The organism is Paracoccus sp. J39 (assembly GCF_000518925.1).
Lineage (GTDB): Bacteria > Pseudomonadota > Alphaproteobacteria > Rhodobacterales > Rhodobacteraceae > Paracoccus.
Genome location: NZ_JAEN01000001.1, coordinates 365010 through 377717, shown reverse-complemented (window position 1 = coordinate 377717; position 12708 = coordinate 365010). Strand labels below are relative to the sequence as shown.

The window sequence follows — 12708 nt, the reverse complement described above, 5'->3', positions numbered from 1 at the left end:
TCCTTCTTTCTTGTCCAAATATCCTCGGGGGTGAATTGCGGCTTCAGCCGCAAGAGGGGGCGGAAGCCCCCTCCCCCTGTCAGCTCACCCGACGATCGCCGCCTCGGTCGCGGCGCGCAGCGCGTCCTCGCTGACGCCATCGGCCAGCTCGACGATCTTCAGCCCGCCCGGAACCACGTCCAGCACCCCCAGATTGGTGATGATCCGGTTCACCACGCCCTGGCCCGTCAAGGGCAGGGTGCAGGATTTCAGCACCTTCGACTCGCCCGCCTTGTTGGTGTGGTCCATCACCACCACCACCCGGCCCACGCCCGCCACCAGGTCCATCGCCCCGCCCATGCCCTTGACCAGCTTGCCGGGGATCATCCAGTTCGCCAGGTCGCCGTTCTCGGCCACCTCCATCGCCCCCAGGATCGCCATGGCGATCTTGCCGCCGCGGATCATCGCGAAGCTCTCGGCGCTGTCGAAATAGGCGGTCTGCGGCAGCTCGGTCACCGTCTGCTTGCCGGCATTGATCAGGTCCGGGTCCTCCTCGCCCTCGTAAGGAAACGGCCCGATGCCCAGCATGCCGTTTTCCGATTGCAGCGTCACATGCACCCCCTCGGGGATGTAGTTCGCCACCAGCGTCGGGATGCCGATCCCGAGGTTCACATACCAGCCGTCCTGCAGTTCCTGCGCGGCCCGCGCCGCCATCCGGTTGCGGTCCCAGCCCTTGATTTCGGCGGCCATCAGACGGTCTCCTTCTTGCCGGTCGTGTCGGAGACGCGCGAACGTGTCGTGCGCTGCTCGATGCGCTTCTCGTGCTGGCCCTGGATCAGCCGATGGACATAGATCCCCGGCAGGTGGATGGCGTCGGGATCGAGGCTGCCCGTCGGCACGATCTCCTCGACCTCGCAGACGCAGATGCGGCCGCATTTCGCCGCCGGCACGTTGAAGTTGCGCGCGGTCTTGCGGAACACCACGTTGCCCGACTCGTCCGCCTTCCAGCCCTTGACGATGGCCAGGTCGGCGACGATGCCGCGTTCCAGGATATAGGTCTCGCCGTCGAAATCGTGATGCTCCTTGCCCTCGGCGATCACCGTGCCGACGCCGGTTTTCGTATAAAAGCCCGGGATGCCGGCGCCGCCCGCCCGCATGCGCTCGGCCAGCGTGCCCTGCGGGTTGAACTCCAGCTCCAGCTCGCCCGAGAGATACTGGCGCATGAACTCGGCATTCTCGCCGACATAGGAGGAGATCATCTTGCGGATCTGCCGCGAGTCCAAGAGCTTGCCCAGCCCGAACCCGTCCACGCCGCAATTGTTGGAGGCGATGGTCAGCTCCCTGGTCCCGGCGCGCAGGATCGCCTCGATCAAAAGCTCCGGGATGCCGCAAAGCCCGAAGCCCCCCGCCGCAATCACCATCCCGTCACGAAGCAAACCCCCAAGCGCCAAATCCGCGCTGGGATAGATCTTGTTCATCCACCACCTCCCATGTCCACCGGCCTCGTTTTCGCCAGTTTCGAAAACCGAGTCAACGTGCCGGGAACCCCGAGGCCGGCCCGGGAATTGCCTTGCGAAAGAGGTTGCCATGACCGAGATTTCCATCCGACGCGCCTATGACCCGCCCGGGCCGAAAGAAGGCTGCAAGGTTCTGGTGGACCGCATCTGGCCGCGCGGCATCAGCCGCGAGAAGCTGGGCGCGGATCTCTGGCTGAAAGAGATCGCGCCCTCGGACGCGTTGCGGCACTGGTTCAACCACGACCCCGAGAAATGGCCCGAATTCCGGCGCCGCTACGGCGCCGAGCTGGACGCCAATCCCGCCCCCTTGCGCGAGCTGCGGGCGCTGATCCGCAAGGGCCCGGTGACGCTGCTCTACGGCGCCCGCGACACGCAGCACAACAATGCCGTCGCGCTGCGCGACTACCTTGCTCAGTAGCCCAGCGTCGCCGCATCCGGCCGGCGCGGGTCCGAAGCGCCGTACAGCGTCCCCGTCCCGGGGTCGCGCATGATCGACTGGGTCGAGCCCATCGCCTCCTTGACCGCAACCGTATGGCCCTTGGCCTGCAGGATGCGGATGGTGTCGAGGCTGATGCCCTCCTCCACGCGCAGCTCGTCGGGCAGCCATTGGTGATGGACGCGCGGCGCGGTCGAGGCCTCGGCCACGTTCATGCCGTGGTCGATCATGTTCATCACCACCTGCAGCACCGTGGTGATGATCCGCGCCCCGCCGGGCGAGCCGGTGACCAGCCAGACCTTGCCGTCCTTGAGCACCATGGTCGGCGTCATCGAGGAGAGCGGCCGCTTGCCCGGCTCGACCGCATTGGCATCGCCCCCGACCAGGCCGAAGGCATTGGGCACCCCGGGCTTGGCCGAGAAATCGTCCATCTCGTTGTTCATCAGCACGCCCGTACCCTCGGCCACCAGGCCCGAGCCGTAGTTCAGATTGATGGTATAAGTGTTCGAGACCGCGTTGCCCTCCTTGTCCACGACCGAGAAATGCGTGGTCTGGTCGGATTCGTAAGGCGCCAGATCCGCCGGCTTGATCATCACCGAGGGCGTGGCGAAATCGGCGCTGATCTTGCGGCGCATCTCGACCGCGTAATCCTTGCTGGTCAGCGCCGCGACCGGCACATCGACGAAATCCGGATCGCCCAGGTATTCCGAGCGGTCGGCATAGGCCAGCTTCATCGCCTCGGCCATCAGGTGGATCGTCTCGCCCGAGTTCTGCCCCAGGGCGCCGATCGGATAGCCCTCCAGCGCGTTCAGGATCTGGATCAGATGCACCCCGCCGGACGAGGGCGGCGGCATCGAGACCACCTCATGGCCGCGATAGGTGCCGCGCACCGGCTCGCGTTCCACGGGCTTGTAGGCGGCCATGTCCTCGACGGTGATCAGCCCGCCGGCGTCCTGCACCGCCTTGGCGACGGCCTCGGCCACTTCGCCCTTGTAGAATCCGTCCGGCCCCTCGGCGGCGATCTTCTTCAGCGTCGCCGCCAGATCGGCCTGCACCAGCCGGTCGCCGGGCCGATAGGCCGCCCCACCCTCCTTGAAGAAGATCTTCGCGCTCGACGGGAATTTCTCCAGATGCTCGCGCTCGGCCTCGATGCTGTCGGCCAGCTCCGGGGTGACGGTGATCCCCTCCTCGGCCAGCCGGATCGCCGGGGCGATCACTTCGGCCCAGTCCATGCTGCCATATTTGTCCAGCGCCAGCTTCATTCCCGCCACCGTCCCCGGCACGCCCGAGGCGGCGCCGCTGTAAAGCGACTTCTCGCTGTCCGCCTCGCCCGCCGCGTCCAGGAACATGTCGCGCGAGGCGCCCTGCGGGGCTATCTCGCGATAGTCGATGGCATGGGTCTGGCCGGTCTCGGCCTCATGCACCAGCATGAAGCCGCCGCCGCCGATATTGCCGGCGCGCGGCAGGGTGACGGCCAGAGCAAAGGCCACCGCCACGCCCGCATCGACCGCGTTGCCGCCCTGGGCCATGATGTCGCGGCCGATCTCGGCGGCCAGCCGCTCCTGCGCCGAGACCATGCCGCTTTCCGCCCAGACCGGATGGATCCGGTCCATCACGTCGAAAATCGCGGCCTCCTGCGCCGCCGCCGGCAATGCGATGCAGCCGGCCAGCACGACGGCCGGCACGCGGCCCATCCTCATGATTCGATCCTTCACGGCGCCCTCCGCTCAACCCTTGCGGGTCGAGCCTAGCAGCAGAACGGCTCGGATCAAAAAGCCAAAACTGCGGCGATGCGCCCGCGTCCAGGCCGCGTCATGAGTATTTGTGAAACGGTGAAGCGCCGTGCAGCATCCGATTTCCAGCGCAACCGCATGTTTCACCGTTTTTCAAATACTCAGAGTCCGAGGCGAAGCGGGCGCTTACCCGGCCTTCTTCGCCTTGGCAGCCGCAGGCTTCCTTGCGGCGGTCTTTTTTTCGGCCGGCTTCTTGGCGGCAGCCTTCTTTGCCGGCTTCTTGCCCGATTTCGCGGCCTTCTCGGCGATCAGTTCCAGGGCCCGCTCCAGCGTGACCGCGCCGGGCTCCAGGTCGCGGGGCAGCGTCGCATTGACCTTGCCCCATTTGACGTAAGGCCCATAGCGTCCGCTCATCACCTGCACCGGCCCGCCCTCGGGATGCTCGCCCAGTTCCGCCAGCGGCGCGGCGGCGGCCGCCCTGCCGCGGGTGACCTTCTGGGCCAGCACCTCGACGGCGCGATTCATGCCGATGGTGAAGACCTCGTCGACCTCCGGCAGGTTGGCGTATTTCGCGCCATGCTTCACATAGGGGCCGTAGCGGCCGATGCCGGCCTCGACCGGAACGCCGTCCTCGGGATGCGGGCCGATCTCGCGCGGCAGGGCCAGCAGGGCCAGCGCCCGCTCCAGGTCGACCGAGGCCAGATCCCAGCCCTTGGGGATCGAGGCGCGCGGTGGCTTCGGCTGTTCGGCCGTCGCCTCGCCGCGCTGGACATAAGGCCCGAAGCGGCCGTTCTTCAGGCTGATCTGGTCGCCCTTGTCCACGCCCAGCACGGTGTCGCCCACCACCTCGGCATCGGGCGAGGAAATCGGCCGGGTGAAGCGGCAATCGGGGTAGTTCGAGCAGCCGATGAAGGCCCCGCCCGAGCGCGCCGTCTTCAGATGCAGCCGGCCCTTGTGGCAGAGCGGGCATTCGCGCGGATCGCCGCCATCGGCGCGCGGCGGATAGAGATGCGGTGCCAGCGCGTCGTCGATCGCTTCGAGCACCTCGGTGATGCGCAGCTCGCTGGTGCCCTCCAGCGCGGCGGTGAAATCCCGCCAGAAACGGCGCAACACCTCGCGATAGGCACGCTCGCCCGAGGAGATGTCGTCGAGCTCCCCCTCCAGATTGGCGGTGAAATCGTAGCTGACATAGCGCGGGAAGTATTTCTGCAGGAAGATGGTGACCAGCCTGCCCTTGTCCTCGGGGATCAGGCGGTTCTGCTCCTTGCGGACATAGTCGCGGTCCTGGATCGTGCCGATGATCGAGGCATAGGTCGAGGGCCGGCCGATCCCCAACTCTTCCATGCGCTTGACCAGCGTCGCCTCGGTATAGCGCGGCGGCGGCTGGGTGAAATGCTGCTCGGGGGTGACCCCGCGCTTCTCGGCCGCCTCGCCCTCGTGGATCAGCGGCAGGCGGCGGCCGTCCTCGTCCTCCTCGTCGTCGCGGCCCTGATCATAGACCCGCAGGAAGCCGTCGAACAGCATCACCTGGCCGTTGGCGCGCAGGCCCACCTGGCCGTCGGCCGAGGCAAGCTCGACCGTGGTGCGCTCCATCCGGGCCGATTCCATCTGGCTGGCCAGGGTCCGCTTCCAGATCAGGTCGTAAAGCGCCTTCTGGTCCTTGTCGGCGACCCGCAGCCGGTCCGGCGACAGCATCATGTCGGTCGGCCGGATGCATTCATGCGCTTCCTGCGCGTTCTTCGCCTTGTTCTTGTACATGCGCGGCGCCTTGGGGAGGTATTCCGCCCCGAACCGCGCCTTGATCGCGTCGCGGGCGGCCATCACCGCCTCGGGGGCCATGTCGATGCCGTCGGTCCGCATATAGGTGATGTAGCCCGCCTCGTAGAGCCGCTGCGCCGCCGACATGCAGGCCCGCGCGCCAAGGCCCAGCTTGCGGCTGGCCTCCTGCTGCAGGGTCGAGGTCATGAAGGGCGGCCAGGGATTGCGGCTGGCGGGCTTGGCGGCGACGCTGGCGACGCTCAGGTCGCGCGAGGTGATCGCGGCCACCGCCAGCTTCGCCTGCTCCTCGGTGGCGATGTCGAAGCGTTCCAGCTTCTTGCCGCCGAACACGGTCATGGTCGCGTCGTATTCGTCGCCGCGCGGCGTCGCCAGCCGGGCATGGACCGACCAGTATTCGCGGGCCTTGAAGGCCTCGATCTCCATTTCGCGGTCGACGATGATGCGCAGGGCGACCGACTGCACCCGGCCCGCCGACTTGGCGCCGGGCAGCTTGCGCCACAGGACCGGCGACAGGTTGAAGCCGACCAGATAATCCAGCGCCCGGCGCGCCAGATAGGCATCGACCAGCGGCTGGTCGATCTGGCGGGGCCTGGCCATCGCCTCGGTCACGGCATTCTTTGTGATGGCGTTGAAGGTGACGCGGCTGACTTCGGCACCCTTCTTCAGCGCCGGCGCCAGCGTCTCCAGCAGGTGCCACGAGATCGCCTCGCCCTCGCGGTCGGGGTCGGTGGCCAGGATCAGCTTCGGATCCGCGGCCAGCGCATCCTTGATCGCCTTGACATGCTTCCTGGATTCCGAGGCGACTTCCCATTTCATGGCGAAATCCGCCTCGGGATCGACGCTGCCATCCTTGGGCGGCAGGTCCCGCACATGCCCGAACGAGGCCAGAACCGTATAGTCGTCGCCCAGGTACTTGTTGATCGTTTTGGCCTTGGCCGGGGATTCAACGACGACGACGGGCATGAAAATTCCTTCGCATGATTCGGCGCCGGAACATGGGCACAGCCCGGCGGACTGTCAACGCCGGGCTTCTTTCTTGTCCAAATATCCTGCGGGGGTCCGGGGGCGCAAAGCCCCCGGCAGCGGCTCAGATCCCGTCGCCGACAAAGGCCTTTTCGACCACGAATTCCTTGGGATCGCTGTTGGCACCCTCGCGCAGGCCGAAGCCTTCCAGCACCGCCTTCACATCGGTGTTGAAGGCCAGGCTGCCGCAGATCATGGCGCGGTCATTTGCCGCATCCATGGGCGGCAGGCCCAGATCCCGGAACACCTTGCCCGAGGTCAGGTTGTCGGTGATCCGGCCCATGAAGGGCGATTCCTCGCGCGTCGTGGTCGGGTAATAAAGCAGCCGGCTGGCGAATTCCTCGCCATAAAGCTCGCCCAGCAGCGGGTCGTGGCGCAGGTTCTCGACCAGTTCGCGGCCATAGGCCAGCTCGTCGGCGGTGCGGCAGGTATGCATCATGATGACCTGCTCGAAACGCTCATAGCTCTCGGGCTCGCGCATCAGGCTGGCGAAGGGCGCGATGCCGGTGCCGGTGGCCAGGAACCACAGCCGCTTGCCGGGCAGAAGCGCGTCCAGCACCAGCGTGCCCACCGGCTTCGGGCGCAGGATGATCTCGTCGCCCGGCCGGATGTTCTGCAGCTTCGAGGTCAGAGGCCCGTCCGGCACCTTGATCGAATAGAATTCCAGCTCGTCGTCCCAGGCCGGCGAGGCGATGGAATAGGCGCGCAGGATCGGCTTGCCGTTGTCGCCGGGCAGGCCGATCATCACGAACTCGCCCGAACGGAACCGCAGGCTGGCCGGGCGCGTCACCCGGAACGAGAACAGCCGGTCGTTCCAGTGCCGGACCGAGGTCACGGTCTGCGCGTCGGGCAGGGTCTTGGCGGGTTTGGCGGCGAGGTCCACGGAGAGATCCAGTGTCATTTCGGGGTCCCGGTTTATCTAATGCATGGGAAGGCGGGGCGAAACCCCGGGTGTCAGCCGGCCAGACGCGACCGATGGTCCCAGTCCTGCCAGTCGGCGCGATAGAGCCATTGCTCCTGCGGCTGGCGCGCGGCCAGCGCGGCGGGGATCTGCACCTCGTCGAAGCCGACGCGGCGGGCCATGGCATATTGGTCCGAGATCAGCCCGCCCACGGCGCGCAGCCGCCCCCGATAGCCCTTTTCGCGCAGCAGGCGGGCCAGGGTAAAGCCGCGACCGTCGGTCATGGCCGGAAAGTCGATGGCGATCAGCGGCTGCTCCAGATAGCCGTCCAGCGCCGCCGGATCGGTATCCGGGGCCAGCACCACCGGCTCGGCCCCGTCATGGGGGTGAAAGCCGTCATCGCGGACCAGAAAGAAATCGCTCATGCATTCGCTCCCGTGCGGACCATCTTGCCGCCGATGAAATGGATGCCGCATTCGGTCTTGTTGCTGCCACGCCAGCGGCCGGCGCGCGGGTCCTCGCCCGGCTTGATCGGCGAGGTGCAGGGCGCGCAGCCGATCGAGGCATAGCCCTTGGCGACCAGGGGGTGACGCGGCAGGTTGTTCTCGGCCATGTAGTCCTGAACGTCCTGCGGACGCCAATGCGCCAGCGGGTTGATGCGCAAGCGCGAGGGCGGCTCGGATTCGAAGAATTCCAGCTGCTGGCGCTCGCCGCCCTGGAACCGCTTGCGGCCGGTGATCCAGGCGTCGAATTTCGACAGCTCGCGCTCCAGGGGAATGGTCTTGCGGAAATCGCAGCAGGCGTCGGTGTTGAACTGGTGCAGCGTGCCGTCCGGGTCGTTCAGCGCCACCTCGCGTTCGCTGGCGCGGATCACCCGCACGTCGGTCAGCCCCAGCTTCTGCGTGACCTCGACCTGGTAATCCAGCGTCTCCTGGAACAGCATCATCGTGTCGATGAACAGCACCGGCGTCCCCGGGGCCACCACCGAGACCATGTGCAACAGCACCACCGATTCCGCCCCGAAACTCGAGACCAGCGTGGTCGAGCCCAGGTCGGGGTCGCGCAGGGCACGCCGCAGCACCTCGGTCGCGGCGTGATGGCGATAGCGGTCGTTCAGCCGCGCCGCGCGGGCATCCAGCGTCTGATCAAGCATCGGCCGGATACAGCGCCGCCTTGAACGGAGCCACCCCCACACGGCGATAGGTGTCGATGAAACGCTCCTCGGGCATGGCGCGCAGCTCCAGATAGGCGTTGATGACGCGGTCGATGGCCGGCACCACCTCTTCGGCCGGGAAGCCGGCGCCGGCGCGCTGGCCGATGGCCGGGATGTCGTAGCCGTCGCCGCCCAGCGTGATCTGGTAGTTCTCGACCCCGGCGCGGTCGAGGCCGAGGATGCCGATATGGCCCAGATGGTGATGGCCGCAGGCGTTGATGCAGCCCGAGATGCGGATGTTGAACTTGCCGATCTCCTCCTCCAGGCCGCGGGCGCGGAAATGCGCCGCGATGTCCTGCGCGATCGGGATCGAGCGGGCGGTGGCCAGGGTGCAGTAATCCATGCCGGGGCAGGCGACGATGTCGCTGATCAGCCCGGCATTGGCCGTCGCCAGCCCCGCCGCCTTCAGCTCCTGGTAAAGCGCGAACAGGTCGGACTTGTGGACATGCGGCAGCACCACGTTCTGCTCGTGGCTGATGCGCAGGTCGTGATGGCCGTAGCGTTCGGCCAGATCGGCCAGCAGGCGCATCTGCTCGGCCGAGGCATCGCCCGGCGTCTGGCCCGGCGCCTTGAAGGTCACGGTGACGCTGGCATAGCCGGGCGTCTTGTGGGCCGAGAGGTTGGTGTCGGTCCAGCTGCGGAAGGCGGCATTCGCGGCGCGGCGCTCTTCGTAATCGCCCTCGGGCTCGTTGCGGAAGGCCGGCGGAGCATAAAGGTTCTTCAGCGCGGCCAGCAGGTCCTGGTCGGCGCCGGTGAAAGTCTCGCGGCGGCGCTGGAACTCGGCCTCGATCTCCTCGCGCATCACCTCGAGGCCGCGCTCGGCCACGGTGATCTTGATGCGGGCCTTGTACTTGTTGTCGCGGCGGCCCGAAAGGTTGTAGGCGGCGATGATCGCCTCGACATAGGGCAGCAGGTCGGCCTCGGGCAGGTATTCGCGCACCACCTGGCCCAGCAGCGGCGTGCGGCCCAAGCCGCCGCCGATCCAGACCTGATAGCCCAGCTCGCCCTTGTCGTTCCTGACCAGCCGCAGCCCGATGTCATGCGCGGCGATCACGGCGCGGTCCTTCTTGCCGCCCGAGACGGCGATCTTGAACTTGCGCGGCAGGAACTGGAACTCGGCATGGTCGGTGGACCATTGCCGCAGCAGCTCGGCATAGGGGCGCGGGTCCGTCACCTCGTCGGCGGCGGCGCCGGCAAAGGCATCGGTGGTCACGTTGCGGATCGTGTTGCCCGAGGTCTGGATGGCGTGCAGCCCGGCATCGGCCAGCGCGTCCAGCATGTCCGGGATATCGACCAGCTTCGGCCAGTTGAACTGGATGTTCTGCCGCGTCGTCCAGTGACCGTAGCCCTTGTCCCATTTCTCGGCCAGCAGCGCCAAGGTGCGCATCTGGTCGGGGCTGATGGTGCCGTAGGGGATCGCCACGCGCAGCATGTAGGCGTGCAGCTGCAGATAGACGCCGTTCATCAGCCGCAGCGGCCGGAACTCGTCCTCGGTCAGGCTGCCGTTCAGCCGGCGCTCGACCTGCTGGCGGAACTGCTGGGCGCGGTGGCGGAGATATTCGTTATGCTGGGGACGCGCGTCAAACATTGCTGGCCTCGAGTTCGGACTGGGCGAATTCGGCTTGCTTGCCATGGAAGTAGTTGGAGGGCCCGCGGCGGCGGAACGCCTCGCGGAAATGCGTGGGCTCGGGGCGGCCGTCGGGACCGCGGCGGGCCTCGGCCAGATAGGGGCCGACGACGACGTCCGACTGGCCGACGGCTTCGAGCAGCGCCAGCTCGGCGATGGCCTCGTCCTCGAAAAGCTCGGCCTCGCGCGGGTCGGCCGTCCAGCCGCCGTCACGCATCCACACGCAATGGCCCATGCGCAGGTCATTCGCGGTGATGACGGCGGGGGTCGCGGGGGATGGGGTGAAGCCTTTGGACATGGCTGTGCCTTTCGTTTTCTCTGGCGTATATATAGAAAAAAATCCCCCATATTGACGAGTGGGGCGGGAAAATAAGAAACATCTTCGCATGTCCGCCCGGCAGGAAGGATCAGGTTTCACGATGAGCGACGACAGACAAACACCCATCCGGCTGGACGACACGGACCGCAAAATCCTGTCCCTGCTGCAAGAGGACGCGACGCTGTCGCTGGACGACATCGCGGCCCGAGTCGGCGCCTCGAAGACCCCGGTCTGGAACCGGATTCGCAAGCTGCGCGAGGCGGGGGTGATCCGCGGCCAGGTGGCCTTGCTGGACCCCGATTCCCTGGGACTGGACGCCTGCTTCTTCGTGCTGATCCGCACCAGCGAGCACGACCCGGACTGGGCGCGGCGCTTCCTGGCCGCCGTGCGCGCCCGGCCCGAGGTGATCGAGGCGCACCGACTGGCCGGCGACATCGACTATATCCTGAAGGTGCGGGTGCGCAACGCGCGGGCCTATGACCGCTTCTATCAGGCGCTGATCTCGGAGGTGCGGATCCACAACGTCACCGCGCTTCTGTCGATGGAGGAGCTGAAGGCGACCACGGCGCTGCCCTTGGACTGACCTGCGCCCGCGGCGCGGCCGCATGGGTGTTTGGACAACGAAGAAGCGGTCAGGCCAGCGCCTTGAGTGCGCGGGGCAGCGCCTCGGCCAGGACGGCAAGTTCCGGTTCGGGCGCGCAGGAGACGCGGATGCAGCGGTCCAGCGGCGCGACGCCCGGCATGCGCACGAAGACGCCCTGCCCGGCCAGCGCCTCAAGCAGGGCGCGGGCGAAGGCACCGTCGCGATGCGTGTCGAGGGCGACGAAATTCGTCGCCGAAGGCAGGGCGGTCAGCCCGTTCGATTGCGCGATGGCAGCGATGCGGTCGCGGGCGGCGGCAACCTCGGCGCGGACATGCGCCAGCCAGTCCGCATCCTCCAGCGCCGCCAGCGCGCCGATCTGCGCCGTGCGGTTCATGCCGAAATGGTTGCGGATGCGGTCGAAGCCGGCGATCAGCTCGGCCGGGCCGATGGCATAGCCCACCCGGGCGCCCGCCATGGCATAGGCCTTGGAGAAGGTGCGGAAGCGGATCACCCGCGCGTCCTCGGGATCGATGCGCGGGATCGCCTCCGCCGGGGCGAATTCGGCATAGGCCTCGTCCAGCACCAGCAGGCCGGTTGCGGGCAGTTCGTCCAGCATGGCCTCGATCCGGGAACCGGGATGCCAGCTGCCCATGGGATTGTCGGGATTCGCAAGATAGACCAGCCGGGCGCCATGGCGATGCGCGGCGGCGGCCAGCGCCTCGGGGTCCTCGGCATCCTTGCGATAGGGCACCTTCACCAGCCGGCCGCCGAAGCCCGCGACATGGTAGTTGAAGGTCGGATAGGCCCCGTCCGAGGTCACCACCACCTCGCCCGGCGCCAGCATCAGCCGCACCAGCAGGCCAAGAAGCCCGTCGATCCCCTCTCCCACCATGACGTTTTCGGGTGCCGCCCCGTGCCGCGCCGCCAGCGCATGGCGCAGGTCGTGGCTGTCCGGGTCGCCGTATTTCCAGATCTCGGCCGATGCCCGGGCCATGGCCTCGACCGCCTTGGGCGAGGGGCCGAAGCCGTTCTCATTGGCGCCCAGCCGGGCGCGGAACGGCGCGCCGCGGCGGCGCTCCAGCGTCTCGGGGCCGGTGAAGGGGACCGTCGCGGGCAACGCGGCGGCGATGGGGGCAAAGCGGAACCGGGTCATGCCGCCACAGAAACCGCAATCCCGCGCGGCGCGCAAGGGCGCGCGTCCCGATGGCCCGGACGCCCGACGCAGCGCCTCGCCGCATCCGGCCGCCGGCAAAGCCCGATCGGCCCCGCCTACGGCCTCGGCATCGTCCTGCGCAATCGGCAGGCGGCCCGGGAACCGGCAGCCCGGCAGAGATGCGGTCTGCCGGGTCAAGGAGGCGAGTGCAGGTAGATCCGCCCCGGGCTGTCCGCCCGCCGCGAATCGCGCCGGACATGGATGCCGGTGCCCTGGCCATAGGCCAGCCATTCGTCGCGGGGCTGTTCGCGCCGCCGTCCATGGGCGCGCCTCGACCGCCGGCCGAGCCACAGGCCGAGGAGAAAGCAGAGGATTTCGGGCAGCAGGGACAAGCGGCGACTCCGGCGATTTCGCCCCCGGTCTAGCGCGAAATGGCTAAGGCCGG

At 67.6% G+C, this 12708-nt stretch carries 13 protein-coding genes; 2 read left to right on the top strand and 11 right to left on the bottom strand.

Annotated features, from left to right (window positions below; genetic code table 11):
• Positions 1 to 84: 84 nt before the first annotated feature.
• A complete protein-coding gene (locus L632_RS0101885) occupies positions 85 to 729 on the bottom strand; it encodes a 3-oxoacid CoA-transferase subunit B (protein WP_028716246.1) in 645 nt (214 codons plus the stop codon).
• The gene (locus L632_RS0101880; protein ID WP_028713425.1) at positions 729 to 1457 is read right to left on the bottom strand and encodes a CoA transferase subunit A; all 729 of its coding nucleotides are present in this window, start codon (positions 1455 to 1457) and stop codon (positions 729 to 731) included. Before L632_RS0101880 ends, L632_RS0101885 begins: the two co-directional genes overlap by 1 nt.
• A gap of 109 nt (positions 1458 to 1566) precedes the next feature.
• Here L632_RS0101880 and L632_RS0101875 point away from each other — a divergent pair, with 109 nt between their 5' ends.
• On the top strand, positions 1567 to 1914 hold the full coding sequence (locus tag L632_RS0101875) for a DUF488 domain-containing protein (RefSeq protein WP_028713424.1): 348 nt from the start codon (positions 1567 to 1569) through the stop codon (positions 1912 to 1914).
• Here L632_RS0101875 and ggt read toward each other — a convergent pair.
• From ggt to L632_RS0101840, 7 genes are all read right to left on the bottom strand, one after another.
• A complete protein-coding gene (gene ggt / locus L632_RS0101870; RefSeq protein ID WP_156933615.1) occupies positions 1908 to 3632 on the bottom strand; it encodes a gamma-glutamyltransferase in 1725 nt (574 codons plus the stop codon). The genes L632_RS0101875 and ggt overlap by 7 nt on opposite strands.
• Before the next feature lie 219 nt (positions 3633 to 3851).
• The gene (gene topA, locus L632_RS0101865; protein ID WP_028716244.1) at positions 3852 to 6407 is read right to left on the bottom strand and encodes a type I DNA topoisomerase; all 2556 of its coding nucleotides are present in this window, start codon (positions 6405 to 6407) and stop codon (positions 3852 to 3854) included.
• Between the two features lie 124 nt (positions 6408 to 6531).
• Positions 6532 to 7368, bottom strand: a complete 837-nt coding sequence (locus tag L632_RS0101860; RefSeq protein WP_036696987.1) for a ferredoxin--NADP reductase — start codon at positions 7366 to 7368, stop codon at positions 6532 to 6534.
• A gap of 53 nt (positions 7369 to 7421) precedes the next feature.
• Complete coding sequence (locus L632_RS0101855) at positions 7422 to 7793, bottom strand: DUF934 domain-containing protein (RefSeq protein WP_028713420.1); 372 nt, start codon at positions 7791 to 7793, stop codon at positions 7422 to 7424.
• On the bottom strand, positions 7790 to 8521 hold the full coding sequence (locus L632_RS0101850; protein WP_028713419.1) for a phosphoadenylyl-sulfate reductase: 732 nt from the start codon (positions 8519 to 8521) through the stop codon (positions 7790 to 7792). The genes L632_RS0101855 and L632_RS0101850 overlap by 4 nt, the downstream gene beginning before the upstream one ends.
• On the bottom strand, positions 8514 to 10169 hold the full coding sequence (locus tag L632_RS0101845) for a nitrite/sulfite reductase (RefSeq protein ID WP_028716243.1): 1656 nt from the start codon (positions 10167 to 10169) through the stop codon (positions 8514 to 8516). The genes L632_RS0101850 and L632_RS0101845 overlap by 8 nt, the downstream gene beginning before the upstream one ends.
• On the bottom strand, positions 10162 to 10506 hold the full coding sequence (locus L632_RS0101840) for a DUF2849 domain-containing protein (RefSeq protein WP_028713417.1): 345 nt from the start codon (positions 10504 to 10506) through the stop codon (positions 10162 to 10164). The genes L632_RS0101845 and L632_RS0101840 overlap by 8 nt, the downstream gene beginning before the upstream one ends.
• Positions 10507 to 10627: 121 nt before the next feature.
• On the opposite strand from L632_RS0101840, the gene L632_RS0101835 reads away from it, so the two are divergent.
• A complete protein-coding gene (locus tag L632_RS0101835; protein WP_028713416.1) occupies positions 10628 to 11110 on the top strand; it encodes an Lrp/AsnC family transcriptional regulator in 483 nt (160 codons plus the stop codon).
• Positions 11111 to 11159: 49 nt separating this feature from the next.
• Here the strand turns inward: L632_RS0101835 and L632_RS0101830 are convergent, their stop codons facing one another.
• Together L632_RS0101830 and L632_RS0101825 are read right to left on the bottom strand one after the other, a co-directional pair.
• Entirely contained in the window at positions 11160 to 12263 is a 1104-nt protein-coding gene (locus L632_RS0101830) for a pyridoxal phosphate-dependent aminotransferase (RefSeq protein ID WP_028716242.1), read from the bottom strand.
• A 194-nt stretch (positions 12264 to 12457) separates the two neighbouring features.
• Positions 12458 to 12655: a hypothetical protein gene (locus L632_RS0101825; RefSeq protein ID WP_028713414.1), complete on the bottom strand. Its 198-nt coding sequence runs from the start codon at positions 12653 to 12655 to the stop codon at positions 12458 to 12460.
• Positions 12656 to 12708: the final 53 nt, after the last annotated feature.

Excerpts from the sequence above, each read along its gene's own strand:
- L632_RS0101860 (WP_036696987.1), bottom strand. The coding sequence starts at position 7,368 with ATGACACTGGATCTCTCCGTGGACCTCGCCGCCAAACCCGCCAAGACC.
- L632_RS0101835 (WP_028713416.1), top strand. The coding sequence starts at position 10,628 with ATGAGCGACGACAGACAAACACCCATCCGGCTGGACGACACGGACCGC.
- ggt (WP_156933615.1), bottom strand. The coding sequence starts at position 3,632 with ATGAGGATGGGCCGCGTGCCGGCCGTCGTGCTGGCCGGCTGCATCGCA.
- L632_RS0101850 (WP_028713419.1), bottom strand. The coding sequence starts at position 8,521 with ATGCTTGATCAGACGCTGGATGCCCGCGCGGCGCGGCTGAACGACCGC.
- L632_RS0101880 (WP_028713425.1), bottom strand. The coding sequence starts at position 1,457 with ATGAACAAGATCTATCCCAGCGCGGATTTGGCGCTTGGGGGTTTGCTT.
- L632_RS0101830 (WP_028716242.1), bottom strand. The coding sequence starts at position 12,263 with ATGACCCGGTTCCGCTTTGCCCCCATCGCCGCCGCGTTGCCCGCGACG.
- topA (WP_028716244.1), bottom strand. The coding sequence starts at position 6,407 with ATGCCCGTCGTCGTCGTTGAATCCCCGGCCAAGGCCAAAACGATCAAC.
- L632_RS0101855 (WP_028713420.1), bottom strand. The coding sequence starts at position 7,793 with ATGAGCGATTTCTTTCTGGTCCGCGATGACGGCTTTCACCCCCATGAC.
- L632_RS0101840 (WP_028713417.1), bottom strand. The coding sequence starts at position 10,506 with ATGTCCAAAGGCTTCACCCCATCCCCCGCGACCCCCGCCGTCATCACC.
- L632_RS0101885 (WP_028716246.1), bottom strand. The coding sequence starts at position 729 with ATGGCCGCCGAAATCAAGGGCTGGGACCGCAACCGGATGGCGGCGCGG.
- L632_RS0101845 (WP_028716243.1), bottom strand. The coding sequence starts at position 10,169 with ATGTTTGACGCGCGTCCCCAGCATAACGAATATCTCCGCCACCGCGCC.
- L632_RS0101875 (WP_028713424.1), top strand. The coding sequence starts at position 1,567 with ATGACCGAGATTTCCATCCGACGCGCCTATGACCCGCCCGGGCCGAAA.